This window comes from Allobosea sp. FG18 (assembly GCF_057809495.1).
Genome location: NZ_JBMDKB010000032.1, coordinates 14421 through 32926, shown reverse-complemented (window position 1 = coordinate 32926; position 18506 = coordinate 14421). Strand labels below are relative to the sequence as shown.

Sequence of the window (18506 nt, the reverse complement as noted above, 5' to 3'; positions counted from 1 at the left end):
AGCGCCCTCCCATTAGGACTAGCAATGAAACCGCTTTCGCTCCTGCTTGCCGTTGGAATCGGAACATTCTCTGGGGCGTGCCTTCCTCTGGAAGACCGGCCAGTTGGGAACGCAAACGTTCCCCAGCCGAGCAAGCCGGTCGAGCTGACCCGCTATCTAGGCAAGTGGTATGAACAGGCGCGCTATGAAGCAAGTTTTCAGGCGGGCTGCGAAGCCGTTTCAGCCCAATACGCGCTCAAGCCGGACGGGCATGTTTCTGTCATCAACTCCTGCCGGCAGGGCAGTCCCTCTGGTGCTCTGAAAAGATCGGAAGCATCCGCCCGCGTAGTCGAGGGATCCAAAGGTACGAAGCTGAAGGTCACATTCTTCTGGCCGTTCGAAGGCGACTATTGGGTTCTCGACAGGGCGCCAGATTATTCATGGTCGATCGTTGGGGAACCGTCTGGGCGCTATCTCTGGATCTTGACGCGAAGCCCCGCTATCACTCCGCAGCAATATTCTACTCTCGTGGGCAGAGCAAAGACGCTCGGTTACAACACCGCGTTACTGAGGCGGACGCAGCAATAGCTAAGCGCCAGAGATCGACCGTCGGCGCACCCCTCGAATTCGTCCGCGCGATCCGGCAGGCTTTCGTATGTTAGCATGCAGGGTGGTGCGGCGTGACCTAGCAAAACGCTCCGACGTAAGGCGCCTATAATCAGCCCTGGGCTCCCGTTTCGGTTGTGGATGGCAAAAGTAGTCCGGTGCTACTTGAAGCCGGGCCCCCGGCGTCCCTTCATGCTGACCTGCGCCGTGAGCGCTGCCTGCTTGTCGGAAGCATCCTTGGCCATCCGCAGTCCGCGCTGCCTGAACGTGTTGTCTGCACGCTGCTGGATCAGCCTCTCCGTCTCGGAGATAATCCTGGCGTCGGAGCCCGGTGTCCATGTCGCCGCCATTCACGATTGCCGAGCGGGAAACGTCGAGGTGACGATACACACTCTCGAGGACAAGCCGCTCGGGCGGGGTTGGATCATACCCGGAGCGACTTCCGGAGGATCTCCGCCGGCCAAGATTTGTTCGGCCCAGTTGACCACCTGCAGCTGACGCTCCCTTACGAGACCGGCCGGCAGTGATCCGCGGCACGGTTTTGCGCGTAACGTCTCTGGCGCGCCGCGGGAGACGGCCGCCCGTCGCCAGGGAGGCCGCCATGAAATCGATCCTGCTCACTGCCGTCGCCACCGTTTCGCTGGCCGGATGCGTGGGAAACTCGATAACTCACACGCAGCAGGCGCCCGAGCCGCGAAAGCGGGTCGACGTTCAGCGCTTCTACACGGGGACTTGGCGCGAGATCGCTCGACGCCCCATGACAATCACGGATGGCTGCGTCGCCGGCGCGACGGAATATGGGCCAGACCGCGCCGGCGGCATCCAGGTCCTCGATTCCTGTCGGATGGGCAGCCCGCGCGGCGAACTCAAGACCGTCGGCGGACCCGGCACGATCCTCGATCCCGGCTTTAACGCCAAGCTTAGGGTCGACTATAAGCTTTACGGCTTTGTGCCGGTTCAGCGGGAGTACTGGGTACTCGACCGGGCCGACGACTACAGCTGGTTCATCTCGGCTGATCCGACATTGCGTGACCTCTATATCTTCACGCGCGATCCGGAGATCGGCCCCACACAGCGCAAGCGGCTGGTCGCGCGTGCGGCCGCGCTGGGCTACGATGTCAGCAAGCTCGAATTCCCCGAGCAGCCGCGCCGTTGAGCCTCACGGGATTGCGCCCTGTATTGAGATCGACGTCGGTCGTTTGCCCGAACCCGGTCTCAATATGGGATGTGCGATCCATCCCATGCCAACAATGCACCAGATTGCTCGACAGCCGCGAGGTCGAGAACCTTGAGCAGGTTCGACGCCGCATCGTCAGTTACGAACAATCCGGCACGCGTTTCGTCGCTCCGGAATGGCCCCGAGAGAGTCGTCGCCACCGTGCCGGGATGGAGTGCTAGCGCTATAGCATCGGGATGCGTTCGCTTGAGCTCGACGGCAAGCGTGCGGATCACCTGATTGAGCGCGGCCTTCGAGGCGCGATATGAATACCAGCCGCCGAGCCGGTTATCCTCGATCGACCCTAAGCGGGCGGACAGGACGGCGAAAACCGATCGCCCCCGTCGCGGCAGCAGCGGAACGTAATGTTTGGCGACAATGGCAGGGCCGATGGTGTTGACCGCAAAGAGCCTGGCCATTGCGACGGGGTCTATCGTCTTCAAAGCCTTTTCCGGACGAATATTGGTGTCGTGCAGAAGGCCGCTCGCAACGATCACGAGGCCGACCGGCTCCTCCGTGCCGATCGTTCCAGCGACGCGTTCGGCACTTGCCTCGTCGGCGATATCCGCGATGTGAAACCGGATTGACCCACGATCCGCGCTCGGCGTCCGTGATATCGCGTGAACGGCAGGGTATCGGCTCGACCCGGCCACCTGTTCGGCAAGCGCTCCGCCAATCCCACCGGAGGCACCGATAATCACCGCAGCATTTGGCATGTGCGGATCCTTCTGGCCTGATTTGCCCGGACGACTTTACCCTTCGAACGGAGAATCACCGGCCGCCTCGCAGGGTGCGCCACGATAGCGCCAGAGTTGCGGCCCGATGCCCGTCACTTCGAAAGGCCCGAATACTTTCCGCGAGATAGCGCAGAGAAGTTCGGCGCTTCATAGGTGGCGAGACTAGCCACCAGATCGCTCCCGCGCTCAATAACGTTCGCGCATCACAGGCCCATCCGAGGGCCTTGGCAGCTCGACCGCTCCCGCTCGGAGCGTTCTGTGCGAGCGCCCGCACGAATCTCTTCTCGCATTTGCTGACGTCCAGGCGGATGCGAGGCAAGCGAAACAACAGCACTCTCTCGCTCCGAAACATTCATATCCTTTGAATGGCGCCTTCGCCTCAAAGACGCCCGGCGCCGCTGGTGCGGCGCCGGGCTTTAGGTCAGGCGTGGCCGCGCGAGCCTTCCTTGCGGCTGCTGGCGAACGCGGCCACGTCGGGCGCAAGGAGATCATGCTTTTCCGCCCAGGACGCGAACAGGCCGCGCGCCGTGTCTGGTTCGATCTCGCCGCGGATCGCCGCCAGGCAGGCTTTCAGCGCAAAGCCGTGGACCGGATCGCGCCTGCTCTCCGGCCAGTCGGCCAAGAACATGTAGGCCTCCATTGCGGACGCGATCGCCGCCGGATGCCCAAGACCGGTCAGGATCACGACCGGCCTCTCGAAGTCGTCTGATGTCATCATGCAGTCCTCCCGCGGCGGGGAGCGATTGCCAACGTTGCCATAGCCATATCCTCCTGGAAGCAACATGGATCCGGTTTGGTTGATCGCCGCGTCGAGCGCGCTGTCGCTGTCGGCGGCTGCTATGATTTTGGGATATGTTCTCTTCGGATCAAGGCCTCCAAAGCATCGACGTCACTGGAGCCGGAACTCGCCGCTGACCGCGCTGAGGTCGGCCGGACCGATCAGGTCCTTGTGAGCGACGGTGATGCGGAACAGCTTGCCGTCGAGCTTGGCCTGCCAGAAGGCGAGGAACTTGTTGAGCTCGGGAAAGCGCGGAGCGAGGTCGTAATCCTGCCAGACGTATTCCTGCAGGATCGATGGGTGGTCGGGCAGGCGGTAGAGGATACCGGCGGTGGTCAATCCGTAGCCAGCGATCTGGCGGGCGAAGTCCGTCGAAGCCATTCCTTTCAGCTCCCTGGTTTCACTGCGCCGATGGCAGCGGATTCTCAACGCTCTGGCAAGATGATAGGTTGCGTTTGTGCTGCTTTTTCAGCCTGTTAGCACTCGATCAAAAAAAGTGCTGCCGACCTCTTGAAGGCAAAAATCGGGCAACCCAAATCTTCGCGCGGGCACGGCGCCTCAGGGCGCGCGGAACCTCGCCGCAAGACCTGAACAGGGCCGGCCCGCTTTGACATGTGACCGACATGGAAACTGGAGGAACTCATGAAGTTTCGGCCACTGCATGACCGCGTCGTCGTGAAGCGCATCGACGCCGAGGAGAAGACCAAGGGCGGGATCATCATTCCCGATACCGCCAAGGAAAAGCCGCAGGAGGGCGAGGTCGTCGCCGTCGGCGCCGGCGCGCGCGACGAGACCGGCAAGCTCGTGCCGCCCGACGTTAAGGTCGGCGACCGCGTGCTCTTCGGCAAATGGAGCGGCACCGAGGTCAAGATCGACGGCCAGGATCTCCTGATCATGAAGGAGACCGACATCATGGGCGTCGTCGAGACGACTGCCGCCCTCAAGAAGGCCGCCTGACGGGGCCTCATCCATACATCAACCTGAAACCTCAAGTCTGAAGGAGTGAGGAATCATGGCTGCGAAGGACGTGAAGTTTTCGCAGGACGCGCGTGAGCGGATGCTGCGCGGCGTCGATACGCTGGCGAATGCGGTGAAGGTCACGCTGGGCCCGAAGGGCCGCAACGTCGTGATCGAGAAGTCGTTCGGTGCGCCCCGCATCACCAAGGACGGCGTCACCGTCGCCAAGGAGATCGAACTTTCCGACAAGTTCGAGAACATGGGCGCCCAGATGGTCCGCGAGGTGGCCTCGAAGCAGAACGACGCCGCCGGTGACGGCACCACGACCGCGACCGTACTCGCCCAGGCGATCGTTCGGGAAGGCGCCAAGGCGGTGGCCGCCGGCATGAACCCGATGGACCTGAAGCGTGGCATCGACCTCGCCGTCGAAGCGGTGACAAAGTCGCTCGGCGAGCATTCCAAGACCATAACCGGCTCGGAGGAGGTCGCGCAGGTCGGCACCATCTCGGCCAATGGCGATCGCACGATCGGCGAGATGATCGCCGAGGCGATGAAGAAGGTCGGCAACGAGGGCGTCATCACCGTCGAGGAAGCCAAGACCGCCGAGACCGAGCTCGATGTCGTCGAGGGCATGCAGTTCGACCGCGGCTACCTGTCTCCCTATTTCGTGACCAACTCCGAGAAGATGGTCGCGGAGCTCGAAGACCCCTACATCCTGATCCACGAGAAGAAGCTCTCGGGCCTCCAGACGATGCTGCCGTTGCTGGAAGCGGTCGTGCAGACTGGAAAACCGCTGCTGATCGTGGCGGAGGATGTCGAGGGCGAGGCTCTCGCCACGCTCGTCGTCAACAAGCTCCGTGGCGGTCTGAAGATCGCGGCCGTCAAGGCTCCGGGCTTTGGTGATCGCCGCAAGGCCATGATGGAGGACATCGCGATCCTGACCGGCGGCACCGCGATCAGCGAGGATCTCGGCATCAAGCTGGAAACCGTCACGCTCGACATGCTCGGCCGCGCCAAGAAGGTCCGGATCGAGAAGGAGAACACCACCATCGTCGATGGCGCTGGCGCGAAGGCCGAGATCGACGCCCGGGTCGCGCAGATCAAGGCGCAGATCGAGGAAACCACCTCGGATTACGACCGCGAGAAGCTGCAGGAGCGTCTGGCCAAGCTCGCCGGCGGCGTCGCGGTGATCCGCGTCGGTGGGGCGACGGAGGTCGAGGTCAAGGAGAAGAAGGACCGCGTCGACGATGCCCTGAACGCCACCCGCGCAGCGGTCGAGGAGGGCATCCTGCCGGGCGGCGGCGTCGCCCTGCTGCGCGCGGTTAAGGCGCTCGAAGGGCTGGTGCCCGGCAATGACGACCAGAAGACCGGCGTCGAGATCGTCCGCAAGGCGATCACCGCGCCTGCCCGCCAGATCGTCGAGAATGCCGGCGGCGACGGCGCGGTCGTGGTCGGCAAGCTGCTGGAGTCGCAGGACTACGCCTGGGGCTACAACGCCCAGACAGGCGAGTACGGCGATCTGGTCAAGGCCGGCATTATCGACCCGACCAAGGTCGTGCGCACGGCAATCCAGGACGCGGCGTCGGTCGCGGGCCTGCTGATCACCACCGAGGCAATGATCGCCGAGGCGCCGAAGAAGGACCCGGCACCGGCCATGCCCGCCGGCGGCATGGACTATTGAGCATCGGGGGTGCCGCGGTTTCCGCGGCGCCCCCTCTCAGGATCCCAACCGCACACGCTATGCCTAGGGGAACGCTATGCCCCTTTCCTCATTGACCGATCCCATCGATCTGGCCCGTGCCGAAGCTGCTCTTGAAAAGGCATGGGCGGAACTCAAGCCGTCGCTTTCGGCGGGCTCTGACGAGCTGGAGCGAAACAACCTCGCCTATATCGTGGCTTCGCTGGTTCCGCTGGCGCTAGACGAGGACGATCTCGCACTGCGTGCGATCGACCGGTTTCGCGAGAAGGCCTAGGCGAGAAGCCGCAAAAAATCCCCCTGCATTTCCTCCATCGCATCAGATATCCAACATGACCGATGCCCCACAGGAACCTAAAGACCGCTCGCCTTCCGACCGCTTCAAGGCCCTCATCACCAACGCCGAGAGCGCAACGTATGGCCTCAAGGATAATCTCCTGGCCGTCATGACGCGGGATGGATCAGCAACGTGGCAGACCGTCGCCGCTCACATCGAGGCTCAGTTGCCTGGCGCCGGCGAGTTCGCGACCGCGCGGTTGAACGCCATACTTGCTCTGGTCAGGACGTTATCTAATCGACAAGCGTCGGGGAGCGGGTGAACGCCGCTCTCGACAGTACCCCCGGCCGTTAGCAAATAGGCTGGCTCGCCGCGGTCCCGCGCGATATCGCTCTCTGCCAGCGTCTCCCCGCTGCCAATCTATTCGAGACATCCGAATGACAACGACCGCCGCAGCCGAGCATCGCAGCTTCGAAGCTGACGTCTCCCGCCTGCTCCACATGATGGTGCATTCGGTCTATTCCGACCGGGACGTTTTCCTACGCGAGCTGATCTCGAACGCAGCTGATGCCTGCGAGAAGCTGCGCTACGAAGCGATCGGCAACCCCGCGCTTCTGGGGGACGACCCGAAGCTCACAATCACCATCTCGGCCGATCCGGAGGCCGGCAGGCTAACCATTGCCGACAACGGCATTGGTATGAGCCATGACGAGATGATCGAAGCTCTCGGCACGATCGCCCGCTCCGGTACGCGCAGCTTCATGGAGCGGGTCGCTAACACCGAAGGCAAGGACGGCGCGCAGCTCATCGGCCAGTTCGGCGTCGGCTTCTATTCCGCCTTCATGGTGGCCGAGAAGGTCGAGGTTGTCAGCCGCCGTGCCGGCAGCGCCGAAGCTTGGATCTGGTCTTCGGACGGCAAGGGCGAATTCACCGTGGCGCCTGCGGCGCTCGACGCGGCTCCGTCCCGCGGGACGCGCGTGACGCTTCACCTGATGGAGGAGGCCAAGTCCTATGCCGAGCGCTGGACGCTGGAGCGCATCGTCAAGGAACAGTCCGGCCATGTACCGGTCCCGATCTCGCTGATCACGGAGCCGGGCGCAGATGCGGTCGCCCTCTCCGATGGAGCCGCGCTCTGGACCAGGCTGAAAAGCGAGATCACGAAGGACGAATACGCCGATTTCTACCGCAGCGTTGCGGGACAATATGACGAGCCGGTGGCCACGATCCATTTTCGCGCCGAAGGACTGCACGAATATACCGCGCTCGCCTTCGTCCCGGGCGCACGCCCGTTCGATCTCTTCGACGCCGACCGCAAGGGGCGGATCAAGCTTTATGTGAAGCGCGTCTTCATCACGGACGAAGCCGAACTCCTGCCGCGCTACCTGCGCTTCGTGCGCGGCATCGTCGACACCGCCGACCTTCCGCTCAACCTCTCTCGCGAAATGATCCAGGACAGCCCGTTGCTCGGCGCGATCAAGAAGGGCGTCACCAGCCGTGTCCTCGCCGATCTCGCGAAACTGGCCGAACAGGAACCGGATACATTCCGCCTGATCTGGGAAAACTTCGGCGTCGTCATCAAGGAAGGGCTTTACGAGGATTTCGCGCGCCGGGAGCAACTGCTCGGCCTCGCTCGCTTCCGGACCACGGCCTCCGGCGAAGGGTGGCGCAGCCTCAAAGGCTATATCGGCGCGCTCAAGGACAACCAGACCGCGATCTACTATATCGCCGGCGACGACGCCTCCCGGATCGCCAATTCCCCGCAGCTCGAAGGTTTTCGGGCCCGCGGCATCGAGGTGCTGTTGCTGTCGGATCCCATCGACAGCTTCTGGGCCTCGGCAGCCCCGGATTTCGAAGGCAAGCCGTTCAAGTCGGTGACGCAAGGGGCGGCCGATCTCGGTCTTATCCCGCTGCTTGATGGCGCGGCGCCTCCGTCGGCGGAAGCGAGCGAGAAGATCACCGCTCTACTTGCATCGATGAAGGAGATTTTGGCCGAACAGGTTGCGGATGTCCGATCCTCCGATCGGCTGACCGAGAGCGCGGTCTGCCTTGTCGCGTCGGATAAGGGGCCGGATCGCCAGTTCGAACGCCTGCTCAGCGCCGCGGGGCGCGTCGAAAGTGCTGCCAAGCCGATCCTCGAGGTCAACCCTCGGCATGTGATGATCTCAGCTCTCGCATCAGATAACGATCATGTGCTGCGTTGCGATGTCGCCCACCTACTCCTCGATACCGCCCGCGTCTTGGACGGCGAGCGGCCGACCGACGCAAATGCATTCGTGGAGAGGTTCAACCGGCTCGTGACACAAAGCTTCGGCGATAGCGGAGGGCAACGCAAAGGGTAGATTTTACCGCTGCGGATGGTTCTTGAATGTCCGGTTCCAAGTCCCTTCGAAATGTCTGATTGTGGCACGCCTCAGAACAACCGCCTCAAGTGGTTCATGACGCTAGATCGAACATTGTCGATGTGAGCTCGCATCGCATCCTGCGCACGTGTCACGTCCCGCGCCAAAACGGCATCGATGATCTCCAGATGCTCGTGCACCCCGGGCTCAAAACGCTCGGGCAACCGTCCCATGTCGAAGATTTTGGTCTTTTTGCGAAGATCGTCGATCATCTCCGCCAGCAGGCGGGATCCCGCAAGACCCGCAATGATTTGGTGAAGTCGATCATCAACGGCCACATGCTCTTCAGGCGTAGGCTCGTAGCCATCGCGAAATTCGGCGATGCGAGCGGCGATCGCACGGAGTTCCGCAGATCCGCCCGTTTCGGCGGCTCGTCCGGCAGCCTCGACTTCGAGTAGTCGCCTGACATGCAGGATTTCGATGAAGTCGTCAGTGGAGAGACGGCGCACGACCGGGGTTAGCCCAGCAGTACGTAGGACTAAGCCTTCCATCATAAGGCGCATCGTAGCTTCGCGCACTGGCGTGCGGGAAACCCCAAGACGCTCGGCGAGCTTCTTCTCCTGCAGCGAGGCCCCCGCCGGCAATTCACCATTGAGGATCATGTCGCGCAGCCGCTCATAGGTCGAGTGGCCGAGGGTCGAGATCGAAGCTTGGTCGGCAGTCAATGCGGGGATCCCTTCATTCCTGGATTTGAGCTGCCGCATTTACTCGCCGGACGCAACGGGTGCCCGCCCAACGGTCACGGGCAATCTTGCACCGGAAGCCGCATTGAAAGGGTTCACGTCACGCCATCCCATGTGTATACCATCAGTATGTTGGAGTCACGTAGCGCGTCGCTGCTGCAGGTCGAGGGAGATGAGCTTGGCTGATCTGATTGTAACGGGCGGCGTGGTCATCAGCATGGATGGTTCAAGACGCATCATCGATGACGGAGCCGTCGCGATCGTCGAGGACCGCATCGTCGATGTTGGCCCGAGCAAAGAGATCGGCAATCGGCATAGCGCTCGACGCGTGATCGATGCCCGGCGAAAGGCGATCATGCCCGGCTTGATCGACGGTCACGCCCATGCCGGCCACGGGTTGATCAAGACGATGGGCGGCGGCCGCAGCGACCTTTGGTACGACGCTTGCGAGCAGGCTTACACGGTGGGCTCGTCCGAAGCGTTCTGGCATGCCGAGGCCCAGCTTGCGGCCGTGGAGCGGCTTCGCTTCGGCGTGACGACCGGTGTATCCCTGCTCGGCGGCGGCGATAGCATCATGCGCACGGACGATCCCGCCTATGCGGCTGCTCATTGCGAGGGAGTCGGCGAGGTCGGGACGCGCTCCATCGTCGCGATCGGCCCGACGCGGCCGCCGCACCCGCGAACCTATGCACGCTGGGACGGTGACCGGCGCAGCGACACCAAGGTCGATTTCGATCGCCAGATGCAGACCTGCCGGGAAGTCATCGCGCGCTGGCACGGGGCGCTCGGCAACCGCATCCGCATCGCCATGCTCACGCCGACATTGCGCGACGAGCATATCGATAGCCTCGATCCCGTCATGCTTGAAGAAGCAAGGCGGCAGACGCTTGCCGCCCGCGCCCTGTCCCGTGAGACAGGGACGCTCTTCACGCAGGATGGTCACACGCGAAACAGCGTCGCCTATGCCCATGCGATGGGACTGCTTGGGCCCGATGCGCTGCTCTCGCACGCGACGAACCTGACGGAGCGCGAGATCGCTATTTGCGCCGAAACGGACACCCGGATCGCGCATAACCCGAGCGCAGTGGCCTCTATCCTTGGCCGCTGCCCGGCGACGGAGCTGCTCGACGCAGGCGTCACGGTCTGCCTCGGCTCGGATGCAACGGCGCCCGACCGCTCGGCCGACATGTTCCGCCACATGCAGCAATGCATGCACTATCACCGCACGCATTTCCGCGACCCTGCCGTCCTCCCGCCTGGGCGCGTGCTCGAAATGACGACGATCGACGGGGCCCGCGCGCTCGGGCTGGAGGCCGAGATCGGATCGCTGGAGCCCGGCAAGAAGGCCGATATCATCCTGGTCGACCTGGCACGGCCGCACATGGCGCCGATGAATATGCCCGCCTTCCGCGTCACCTGCTTTGCCAACGGCAACGACGTCGACACGGTGATCGTGGACGGCCGCGTGCTGATGCAGGACCGCCGCGTGCTGAGTGTCGCGGAGGATGCCGTGATCGCGGCGGCACAGCGCGAATGCGAGCGGATGCTGGAGCGTACCGGGCTGAGCCACCTGCTTGCGATGCCGGAAGACTTCTTCGGCCATACCCGCGCGAGCGGCGTCCACTGACCGCCCAGTACCGGAGACAGCGATGACAGACATCCAATACGACACCGTCATTCGCAACGGTACGCTCGCCACCGCGACCGACGTCTTCAAGGCCGATCTGGCGATATCCGGCGAAAAGATCGCGGCGATCGGTTTCAACCTGCCTGCCGGGCGGCGCGAGATCGATGCTGCGGGCATGCTCGTGCTGCCCGGGGGTGTCGACGCCCACTGCCATATCGAGCAGTTGTCGGGCGGCGGCCTGATGAACGCCGACACTTTCGAGACTGCAACGCGCTCGGCCGCCTTCGGCGGTACGACCACGGTCGTCTCATTCGCGGCGCAACACCGCGGCGCCAACCTCGTGACGGTCGTCGAGGACTATGCGGCGCTGGCGCGAAGAGGGGCGATCATCGACTACGCCTTCCACCTGATGGTCGCCAACCCGGACGAGCAGACCATCGCGCTCGATCTGCCCGCCCTGATCAGGGCCGGCCATCGCTCGGTCAAGGTCTTCATGACCTACGACGCGGTGCAGGTGAACGACCAGCAACTGCTCGACGTGATGGCGGCCGCGCGAGCCGAAGGCGCGCTGATCTGCGTCCACGCGGAGAATCACGGCCTGCTGAAATGGATGGGCGACAGGCTCGTCGCCCGAGGCTACGTCGCGCCGAAGTTCCACGCGGTAAGCCACCCGCGTGCCGCGGAGGTCGAGGCCTTCCACCGCCTGGTCGCCTTTTCCGAACTGCTCGACCAGCCGATCGTGATCTTCCACGTCTCGACGGCGGAGGGCGCGGCTGTGATCCGCGAGGCGCGCGGTCGCGGCGTCAAGATCTTCGCCGAGACCTGCCCCCATTATCTGCTGATGACGGCTCAAGATCTCGATCGCCCCGGCCTCGAGGGCGCGAAATGGATTTGCTCGCCGCCGCAGCGCACGCAAGCGGATCAGGAAGCGCTCTGGCGGGCGCTGGCACTCGGCGATCTGCAGATCCTGTCCTCCGATCATGCACCCTACCGCTTCGACGCCAGCGGCAAGCTCAGCGCCGGCGACAATCCCAGCTTCAAGCAGATCGCCAACGGCATGCCGGGCCTTGAGATGCGCCTGCCCTTGCTGTTCGACGCCATGGTCTCCCGAGGCCGGATGGGGTTGTCGAAATTCGTCGAACTCACCGCGACTGCTCCCGCCCGCATCTACGACCTGCCCGGCAAGGGCTCGCTGGCGATCGGGGCGGATGCCGACATCGCCATCTGGGACCCCGAGCGCCGCGTCGAGCTCGCCGACGAGCTGCACGACAATGCCGGCTACAACCCGTTCGCCGGCCGCACCATCACCGGCTGGCCCGGCACCGTCGTCAGGCGTGGCGAAATCATCGTTGCCGAAGGCGCTCTCAACGCTCGGCCGGGCTCCGGCCGGCTCCTCCTGCGCCAGGCCGGCGAAGCGACCAAGCCGACCAGCCGGCTCTCTCCCGAATTCGATCCCGCGCGCAATTTCGGCGCCGATCTCTACTGAGGCTGAGGAAAGCTCCGCATGAGCCGCACGATCTTCGTCATCAACCCGAACTCCTCGGAGTTGGTGACCGATGCCATCAATAGGGCTGTGGCGCCGCTACGCACTCCAGAGGGTCCGCAGATCGCCTGCCTGACATTGCCGGAGGGCCCCGCCGGCATCCAGAGCCAGCGTGATGTGGATGGGGTCATCAGCCCCCTCCTGAAGCGAGCGAGAGAACTCGAAGACGAGGCTGCGGCGTTCGTCATCGCCTGCTTCAGTGATCCAGGCTTGCACGCGCTGCGCGAGCAGAGCCGGCACCCGGTCTTCGGCATCGCGGAAGCTGGCGTCCTGACCGCGCTCACACTCGGCCAGCGCTTCGGCGTCATTGCGATCCTGCCGACCTCGATCCCCCGCCACCTGCGCTATTTCGGCGCGATGGGCGTGATGGCGCGCTTCGCGGGCGACCTGTCGATCGGCCTGGGCGTGACCGAGCTCGCCGACGAGTTGCGCACCTATGAGCGCATGGCGGCGACCGGCCGGTCCCTGCGGGACAGCCATGCCGCGGACGTCATCGTGATGGGCTGCGCGGGCATGGCGCGCTATCGCGCCCGCCTTGAGGCCGAACTGGGCATCCCGGTCGTCGAGCCAACGCAGGCCGCGACAGCGATGGCGCTCGGCCGCGTGCTCCTCGCCGATCTCTGATTTTACTCTCTGCTCGAAAGAACACGGCCCATGCCACACATCAGCGAAACTGCGTCCGGCGTGTATGTCATCGCTGTCACCCCATTCACCGACCAGGGCGCAATTGATTCCGCCAGTCTGGATTCGATGGTCGATTTCTACGTCGACAAGGGCGCTACGGGCCTCACGCTGCTCGGCATGATGGGTGAGGCGCCCAAGCTCACCGCCGCCGAATCGCTGACTGTCGTCAGACAGGTGCTGGCGCGGACCTCCGGCCAGGTGCCGGTTGTGGTTGGCGTTTCCGCATCGGGCTTCGCGCCGATGAAGGAGTTGAGCGACCAGGTGATGGATGCCGGCGCTTCGGGCGTCATGATCGCTCCTCCCTCCTCACTGAGAACGGACGACCAGATCTACGCCTATTTCGAGACGGCCGCCGCGATACTCGGCGACATTCCGTTCGTACTGCAGGACTACCCGCTGGCGACGGGTGTGCAGATCTCGGCCTCGGTGATCCTGCGCATCGTTCGCAATCTCCCAAGCTGCGTCATGCTCAAGCACGAAGACTGGCCGGGCCTCAACAAGATCGGCGCGCTGCGCGCGGCAAGCGATCGCGGCGAGGCCCGCCGCATTTCCATTCTGTGCGGCAATGGCGGGGTCTTCCTGCCCGAGGAGCTGAGCCGCGGCGCCGATGGCGCGATGACCGGCTTCGCCTACCCCGAAATGATGATCGATGTCTGCAAGGCGCATGCAGCGGGCGATGTCGAGCGCGCGCATGATCTCTTCGACGCCTATCTGCCGCTGGCCCGCTACGAACTCCAGCCCGGCTTCGGTTTGCAGATCAGGAAGCACATTCTGGCGCGGCGCGGGGTCATTGCCTCGGCGGCGCTGCGCGCGCCCTCCGGTCGGCTTTCGCCCGGTGATCTCGCCGATATCGAGCGGCTGATCGAACGCCAGGAGCGGCGCCTGGCGGCTCTCGCGTAGATCGGCGAGCGCAGCTTCGCCGCTCTGCCTGCAAGGCTCAGAGCGGTGGAAGCGCGCGAACGTCGAGCACGCCGTCGGTGTGCATCCGCCAGCCGGGATGGTCGCCGCGCAGACCGATCACCCGGCGATGGTTGTAGAGATAGAGCCAGGGCGGGTCCTGCTGCAGCAGGCGGTAGCATTGCCGGTAGAGCGCCTCGCGCTTCTCGGACGAGACCGTCGCGCGCGCCTCGTCGATAAGCCGCTCGACGGCGGGGTTGGCGTAGCCCTCCCACCACGCGCCGCGGACGCGCGAATCGATCTTCTCGTGCAGAACGCGGAAGACGCTCATCGGGCTTGAATCGAAGACGCAGAGGTCGTGGATCGCCTTGAGCCGGACCTGATTGGCGTAGTGCACCCGGTCGGGTTCGATATGGCGTTCGAAGCGCACGTTCAGCTCCATCAACTGCGCCTCCACCGCATCGGCTAGCGCCAGCGCCTCGTCCGGCAAACGTGTCGGGCAATAGAGCTGCAGCGTGAGGCCGTTGTCGTGGCCAGCCTCGGCAAGGAGCCTTCGCGCCTGGGCCATATCGCGGGCGAAGGGCTGCGCCTTCGTATCGACGCCGTAATGCACGGGGCTGACGAAGCCATGCAGGGGCTGGCCCGCGCCGCCGAGCACCTCCCGGACCAGCGCCTCCCGATCGATAGCGAGGTTGAGCGCAAGCCGGACGCGAGGGTCGCGTGCGGGTCCTTCGGCGGCGTTGAACATCATGATCAGCGCCGTCGGCGCCAGAAAGTCATGCGTGGTGAAGCCGGGCGCGGCGAGCTCCGAGAGCGCCGAGCGCGGCAGGCCGTTGGCGACATCGGCGGAGCCTGTCCGCAGCGCCTCGGCGCGCGCCGGCGCCGTCTCGCCCTTGATCCACGCGAGCCGTTCGAAGCGGGGGGCTCCGTCGAAATGGTTCGGGTTGGCAACGGCTTCGATCCGCTCGCCAGGGACATAGCGCTCAAGCCTGTAAGGACCGGTTCCGACCGCCCGTTTCGCGAGATCATCACCCGCCGCCTCGACGGCGGCCGGCGAGATGATGTGTCCGTAGGACAGGATGTCGAAGAGGTCCGCGAGCGGCTGAGCCAGTGTGAGCGTGATTTCGTGGCTGGCGATGACCTCGACCGTCATTCCAGCAAGATACTGTCCGTAGACGCCCGGCGCGCCGAGCGTCGCGCCCATGTCCGGGCGCGCCATCCTCAGCAATGCGTAACGCACCGCGTTCGCGTCGCAAGGCTCGCCATCATGGAAGACGACGCCCTCGCGCAGGCGGAAGGTGAAGTACCGCGCATCCTCCGATACCGACCACTGCGTCGCGAGTGAGGGACCGTAACCACCGCCGGGCACGCGCCGTACCAGCGTGTCGAACAACGCGCCGAAAACGGTGAGGACGTCATTGGAGTCCGTGCAGGCATGGGGATCGTCGAGGGTGATCCGGGGCTGGCTGATCGTAACCGTTGTCATGGATGAGTATCCGTCGAGGTGGCGAGCGCCGTACCGTCATGGAGATGGCAGGCGACGGACTGCCCGCCTGGTTTCGACCGCAGGACAGGGCGCTCCCGCGCGCAGCGATCGAAGGCAAGCGGGCAGCGGGTGCGAAAGCAGCAGCCCGATGGCAGGTCGATCGCGCTCGGCACCTCACCCTTGATCTCATCGGCGGCCGCTGCGAGCGGCTCTCCGAGCACCGGCGCGGCTGCGAGCAACGCGCGCGTATAGGGGTGTTTCGGGCTCTCGAAGATCGCCTCGGTCGGACCGGTCTCCACCATGAAGCCGAGATACATCACCCCGATCCGGTCGCTGATGTGACGGACCACTGAAAGATCGTGCGTGATAAAGAGATAGGAGAAGCCGAACTCGTCCTTGAGATCCATCATGAGATTGAGGATCTGAGCCTGGATAGAAACATCGAGCGCCGAGACCGGCTCATCCGCGATGATGAGCTTGGGTTCAACCGACAGCGCACGCGCGATCCCTATGCGTTGGCGCTGACCACCGGAGAACTGGTGCGGATAGCGGTCGGCATGCTCGGGGCCGAGGCCCACCTTGGCGAGCAGCGCAAGCGCTTTCTCTTGCACATCGTGCACCTTGCCCGGCGCGTTTTCGAGATAGGGCTCCATCACGATGTCACGGACGCGCTGGCGCGGGTTCAGCGAAGCATAGGGGTCCTGGAAGATCATCTGCATCTTGCTGCGGATTGGCTGCATGAGAGCGAACCCGTGGCGGGTGATGTCTTCGCCGTCGAGCAGGATGGAGCCGGCCGTCGGCTCGTGCAGCTTGATAACGGTCTTGGCGAGCGTCGACTTCCCGCAGCCGCTCTCGCCGACGATGCCGAGCACCTCGCCGCGCTCGATCGTCAGGCTGACGCCGTTGACCGCATGCACGATGCGTCGCGGCGCGGTGATCCGACCGTTGCGCAGGCGCAGACGGTCGAAGAAGCCGCCGCTCGCGTCGAAGCGCTGTTCGAGATCACGGACCTGCAGCAGCGGGGCCATCAGAATTTCGCCTCCAGCGGGAAATGGCATGCTGCGGCTTGGCCCGGCGCGAACTCGGTCAGCACCGGCTCGACCTCGCGGCATAGAGGTTGAGCCGCCGGGCAGCGCGGAGCAAAGGCGCAGCCGGGCGGCAGCTTTCGAATGTTCGGCACCGAGCCGGGAATCTGGTGCAAACGGCGCCGCGAGCGGTCGTCATGCGGGATCGAGTCAAGCAGTCCGCGCGTGTAATGATGGGCAGGGCTGCGGATCAAGCGCGCTGTCGAGCCCCGTTCGACGATGCGTCCGCAATAAAGGACAACCATCTTATCGGCCATCTGCGAAACGGCCGCCAGATCGTGGGTGATCAGGATCAGCGAGGCAGAGGTCTGCTCGACCTGCCGCTTCATCAACCGCAGCAATTGCGCCTGAATGGTCACGTCGAGCGCCGTCGTCGGCTCGTCGGCGATCAGCAGGCGGGGGCCGGCGATCATCGCGATCGCGATGACGACGCGCTGGCGCATTCCGCCCGAGAACTGGTGCGGGTAGTTGTTCAGCCGTTCCTCCGGCTGGGAAATGCCGACCTCGCGCAGCATCTCGATGCAGCGGGCTCGTCGCGCCGCCGCCGGTAGATCGGTGTGCAGGCGTAGCATTTCCTCCAGCTGGTTGCCGACCGTGTAGAGCGGATTGAGCGCCGTCATCGGATCCTGGAAGATCATGCCGATGCGCTTGCCGCGAATACTGCGCATGCCGCCTTCGTCGAGCCGAACCAGATCCTGCCCTTCGAATCGGATCTCGCCAGCCTCGATGCGGCCCGGCGGGTCGATAAGCCCCATGATTGAGAAGCCGATCATGGACTTGCCACCGCCGGATTCTCCGACGAGACCGAGTATCTCGCCTGTTGCCAGGTCGAAATCGACGCCGTCGACCGCTTTCACCACTCCGCCGAAGGTGTGGAAGTACGTCTTCAAGCCGCGGACGGAGAGCAACGGCACATTCTCGGCGGTTTGGATCGCGCCGGTCTGGAGCGGGGCTGAGATCATTTGAGCCGCGGGTTTAGCTCGTCGCGCAGGAAGTCGCCGAGCAGGTTGATGCCGAACACGATCAGCATGATGAACAGCCCCGGGAATACCGAGATCCACCACAGGCCGGAGAACAGTACGTCGAAGCCGTTCTTGATGAGCAGGCCAAGCGAGGGCTCCGTGATCGGCACGCCGACGCCGAGGAAGGAAAGGGACGCTTCAATCAAAATGAAGGTACCCACCTGGATCGTCGCCACGACGATCAGCGGCGTCAGCACGTTGGGCAGCACATGGCGTAGGATGATCTTGCGGTTCGGCAAGCCTGAAACCCGCGCCGCCTGGACATATTCCTTCTGCGTTTCGCGGAGCGTCGAACCGCGAACGATGCGCGCATAGACGACCCAGCCCACCGAGACGAGCGCGATCAGCACCTTGTCGACGCCGGTTCCAAACGCCGACATCAGGAAGAGCGCGGTCAGCACCGAGGGAAAGGAGAGCTGGATGTCCGCGATGCGCATGATCAGGCTGTCGAGCCGGCCGCCGTAGAAGCCCGCGAGAAGCCCGAGCGTGGTGCCGAGCAGGCAGGAGCCCAACATCGCCGCGACTCCGATGAACAGCGATATGCGGCTGCCGTAAACGATGCTGGCGAGCACGTCGCGGCCCTGTCCGTCGGTGCCCAGCAGATATTGCGACGTCCCGCCTTCCAGCCAGACCGGCGGCTTGAAGGAATCCATCAGTTCGAGCTGGGCCACGTCATAAGGGTCCTGCGCGACGAGCCATGGGCCCAGCGCGATCATAACCGCGAACATCACAACGATCGCGCTGCCGAGGATGGCGGAACTGTTATGGCGGAAGTTGTGGAAGAACTCCGAGGCTGCAAAGCGGGAGATCGACGACGATAAAGCGTTCATCGGC

19 protein-coding genes are annotated in these 18506 nt (G+C 64.1%); 11 read left to right on the top strand and 8 right to left on the bottom strand.

The features are described 5' to 3' along the window. Positions 1 to 24 precede the first annotated feature (24 nt). The gene (locus ACODTJ_RS26070; protein ID WP_089173057.1) at positions 25 to 567 is read left to right on the top strand and encodes a lipocalin family protein; all 543 of its coding nucleotides are present in this window, start codon (positions 25 to 27) and stop codon (positions 565 to 567) included. Between the two features lie 619 nt (positions 568 to 1186). Further along, a complete protein-coding gene (locus ACODTJ_RS26065) occupies positions 1187 to 1741 on the top strand; it encodes a lipocalin family protein (RefSeq protein WP_089173059.1) in 555 nt (184 codons plus the stop codon). A 59-nt stretch (positions 1742 to 1800) separates the two neighbouring features. Here ACODTJ_RS26065 and ACODTJ_RS26060 read toward each other — a convergent pair whose 3' ends face one another. The 3 genes from ACODTJ_RS26060 to ACODTJ_RS26050 form a co-directional block, all read right to left on the bottom strand. After that, complete coding sequence (locus ACODTJ_RS26060) at positions 1801 to 2517, bottom strand: SDR family NAD(P)-dependent oxidoreductase (RefSeq protein ID WP_488850812.1); 717 nt, start codon at positions 2515 to 2517, stop codon at positions 1801 to 1803. 442 nt (positions 2518 to 2959) lie between these two features. Continuing rightward, positions 2960 to 3253 carry a DUF982 domain-containing protein gene (locus ACODTJ_RS26055; RefSeq protein WP_173049411.1) on the bottom strand — a complete coding sequence of 98 codons (294 nt, stop codon included), beginning with the start codon at positions 3251 to 3253 and terminating at the stop codon, positions 2960 to 2962. Positions 3254 to 3427: 174 nt separating this feature from the next. Next, entirely contained in the window at positions 3428 to 3697 is a 270-nt protein-coding gene (locus ACODTJ_RS26050) for an usg protein (RefSeq protein ID WP_452119974.1), read from the bottom strand. A 261-nt stretch (positions 3698 to 3958) separates the two neighbouring features. Here ACODTJ_RS26050 and groES point away from each other — a divergent pair, with 261 nt between their 5' ends. The 5 genes from groES (at position 3959) to htpG (ending at position 8585) form a co-directional block, all read left to right on the top strand. After that, entirely contained in the window at positions 3959 to 4273 is a 315-nt protein-coding gene (gene groES, locus ACODTJ_RS26045) for a co-chaperone GroES (RefSeq protein ID WP_306224585.1), read from the top strand. Positions 4274 to 4328: 55 nt separating this feature from the next. Beyond that, positions 4329 to 5954 (top strand): chaperonin GroEL, encoded by a 1626-nt coding sequence (groL, locus tag ACODTJ_RS26040; RefSeq protein WP_454654080.1) that lies wholly within the window; start codon positions 4329 to 4331, stop codon positions 5952 to 5954. 91 nt (positions 5955 to 6045) lie between these two features. Next, positions 6046 to 6246, top strand: coding sequence for a hypothetical protein (locus ACODTJ_RS26035; protein WP_488850809.1), 201 nt, complete (start codon positions 6046 to 6048; stop codon positions 6244 to 6246). 55 nt (positions 6247 to 6301) lie between these two features. Beyond that, the gene (locus tag ACODTJ_RS26030; RefSeq protein WP_454654084.1) at positions 6302 to 6568 is read left to right on the top strand and encodes a hypothetical protein; all 267 of its coding nucleotides are present in this window, start codon (positions 6302 to 6304) and stop codon (positions 6566 to 6568) included. A gap of 115 nt (positions 6569 to 6683) precedes the next feature. Continuing rightward, positions 6684 to 8585: a molecular chaperone HtpG gene (gene htpG / locus ACODTJ_RS26025; RefSeq protein ID WP_488850807.1), complete on the top strand. Its 1902-nt coding sequence runs from the start codon at positions 6684 to 6686 to the stop codon at positions 8583 to 8585. Between the two features lie 71 nt (positions 8586 to 8656). Here htpG and ACODTJ_RS26020 read toward each other — a convergent pair whose 3' ends face one another. Beyond that, positions 8657 to 9349, bottom strand: a complete 693-nt coding sequence (locus ACODTJ_RS26020; protein WP_454654087.1) for a GntR family transcriptional regulator — start codon at positions 9347 to 9349, stop codon at positions 8657 to 8659. A gap of 151 nt (positions 9350 to 9500) precedes the next feature. On the opposite strand from ACODTJ_RS26020, the gene ACODTJ_RS26015 reads away from it, so the two are divergent. The 4 genes from ACODTJ_RS26015 to ACODTJ_RS26000 are packed head-to-tail and all read left to right on the top strand — an operon-like array spanning position 9501 to position 14082. Continuing rightward, a complete protein-coding gene (locus ACODTJ_RS26015; RefSeq protein WP_198302233.1) occupies positions 9501 to 10955 on the top strand; it encodes an amidohydrolase family protein in 1455 nt (484 codons plus the stop codon). 22 nt (positions 10956 to 10977) lie between these two features. Beyond that, the gene (gene hydA, locus ACODTJ_RS26010; protein WP_089173068.1) at positions 10978 to 12441 is read left to right on the top strand and encodes a dihydropyrimidinase; all 1464 of its coding nucleotides are present in this window, start codon (positions 10978 to 10980) and stop codon (positions 12439 to 12441) included. 18 nt (positions 12442 to 12459) lie between these two features. After that, positions 12460 to 13122 carry an aspartate/glutamate racemase family protein gene (locus tag ACODTJ_RS26005; protein ID WP_454654090.1) on the top strand — a complete coding sequence of 221 codons (663 nt, stop codon included), beginning with the start codon at positions 12460 to 12462 and terminating at the stop codon, positions 13120 to 13122. 30 nt (positions 13123 to 13152) lie between these two features. Beyond that, positions 13153 to 14082 carry a dihydrodipicolinate synthase family protein gene (locus ACODTJ_RS26000; RefSeq protein ID WP_089173070.1) on the top strand — a complete coding sequence of 310 codons (930 nt, stop codon included), beginning with the start codon at positions 13153 to 13155 and terminating at the stop codon, positions 14080 to 14082. 37 nt (positions 14083 to 14119) lie between these two features. Here the strand turns inward: ACODTJ_RS26000 and ACODTJ_RS25995 are convergent, their stop codons facing one another. Genes ACODTJ_RS25995 through ACODTJ_RS25980 form a run of 4 tightly spaced genes read right to left on the bottom strand, consistent with a single transcriptional unit; the run spans position 14120 to position 18502 of the window. Beyond that, positions 14120 to 15565, bottom strand: a complete 1446-nt coding sequence (locus ACODTJ_RS25995) for an ABC transporter substrate-binding protein (RefSeq protein ID WP_454654091.1) — start codon at positions 15563 to 15565, stop codon at positions 14120 to 14122. Beyond that, a complete protein-coding gene (locus ACODTJ_RS25990; protein WP_454654093.1) occupies positions 15562 to 16593 on the bottom strand; it encodes an ABC transporter ATP-binding protein in 1032 nt (343 codons plus the stop codon). The genes ACODTJ_RS25995 and ACODTJ_RS25990 overlap by 4 nt, the downstream gene beginning before the upstream one ends. Then, positions 16593 to 17711 carry an ABC transporter ATP-binding protein gene (locus tag ACODTJ_RS25985; protein WP_488850803.1) on the bottom strand — a complete coding sequence of 373 codons (1119 nt, stop codon included), beginning with the start codon at positions 17709 to 17711 and terminating at the stop codon, positions 16593 to 16595. Before ACODTJ_RS25985 ends, ACODTJ_RS25990 begins: the two co-directional genes overlap by 1 nt. Then, positions 17609 to 18502, bottom strand: a complete 894-nt coding sequence (locus ACODTJ_RS25980) for an ABC transporter permease (RefSeq protein WP_454654094.1) — start codon at positions 18500 to 18502, stop codon at positions 17609 to 17611. The genes ACODTJ_RS25985 and ACODTJ_RS25980 overlap by 103 nt, the downstream gene beginning before the upstream one ends. Positions 18503 to 18506 lie beyond the last annotated feature (4 nt).

What these genes read in the sequence shown, in the direction of transcription:
- ACODTJ_RS26070 (WP_089173057.1), top strand. Translation starts at nt 25, where the DNA reads ATGAAACCGCTTTCGCTCCTGCTTGCCGTTGGAATCGGAACATTCTCT.
- ACODTJ_RS26065 (WP_089173059.1), top strand. Translation starts at nt 1,187, where the DNA reads ATGAAATCGATCCTGCTCACTGCCGTCGCCACCGTTTCGCTGGCCGGA.
- ACODTJ_RS26060 (WP_488850812.1), bottom strand. Translation starts at nt 2,517, where the DNA reads ATGCCAAATGCTGCGGTGATTATCGGTGCCTCCGGTGGGATTGGCGGA.
- ACODTJ_RS26055 (WP_173049411.1), bottom strand. Translation starts at nt 3,253, where the DNA reads ATGACATCAGACGACTTCGAGAGGCCGGTCGTGATCCTGACCGGTCTT.
- ACODTJ_RS26050 (WP_452119974.1), bottom strand. Translation starts at nt 3,697, where the DNA reads ATGGCTTCGACGGACTTCGCCCGCCAGATCGCTGGCTACGGATTGACC.
- groES (WP_306224585.1), top strand. Translation starts at nt 3,959, where the DNA reads ATGAAGTTTCGGCCACTGCATGACCGCGTCGTCGTGAAGCGCATCGAC.
- groL (WP_454654080.1), top strand. Translation starts at nt 4,329, where the DNA reads ATGGCTGCGAAGGACGTGAAGTTTTCGCAGGACGCGCGTGAGCGGATG.
- ACODTJ_RS26030 (WP_454654084.1), top strand. Translation starts at nt 6,302, where the DNA reads ATGACCGATGCCCCACAGGAACCTAAAGACCGCTCGCCTTCCGACCGC.
- htpG (WP_488850807.1), top strand. Translation starts at nt 6,684, where the DNA reads ATGACAACGACCGCCGCAGCCGAGCATCGCAGCTTCGAAGCTGACGTC.
- ACODTJ_RS26020 (WP_454654087.1), bottom strand. Translation starts at nt 9,349, where the DNA reads ATGCGGCAGCTCAAATCCAGGAATGAAGGGATCCCCGCATTGACTGCC.
- ACODTJ_RS26015 (WP_198302233.1), top strand. Translation starts at nt 9,501, where the DNA reads ATGAGCTTGGCTGATCTGATTGTAACGGGCGGCGTGGTCATCAGCATG.
- hydA (WP_089173068.1), top strand. Translation starts at nt 10,978, where the DNA reads ATGACAGACATCCAATACGACACCGTCATTCGCAACGGTACGCTCGCC.
- ACODTJ_RS26005 (WP_454654090.1), top strand. Translation starts at nt 12,460, where the DNA reads ATGAGCCGCACGATCTTCGTCATCAACCCGAACTCCTCGGAGTTGGTG.
- ACODTJ_RS26000 (WP_089173070.1), top strand. Translation starts at nt 13,153, where the DNA reads ATGCCACACATCAGCGAAACTGCGTCCGGCGTGTATGTCATCGCTGTC.
- ACODTJ_RS25995 (WP_454654091.1), bottom strand. Translation starts at nt 15,565, where the DNA reads ATGACAACGGTTACGATCAGCCAGCCCCGGATCACCCTCGACGATCCC.
- ACODTJ_RS25990 (WP_454654093.1), bottom strand. Translation starts at nt 16,593, where the DNA reads ATGGCCCCGCTGCTGCAGGTCCGTGATCTCGAACAGCGCTTCGACGCG.
- ACODTJ_RS25980 (WP_454654094.1), bottom strand. Translation starts at nt 18,502, where the DNA reads ATGAACGCTTTATCGTCGTCGATCTCCCGCTTTGCAGCCTCGGAGTTC.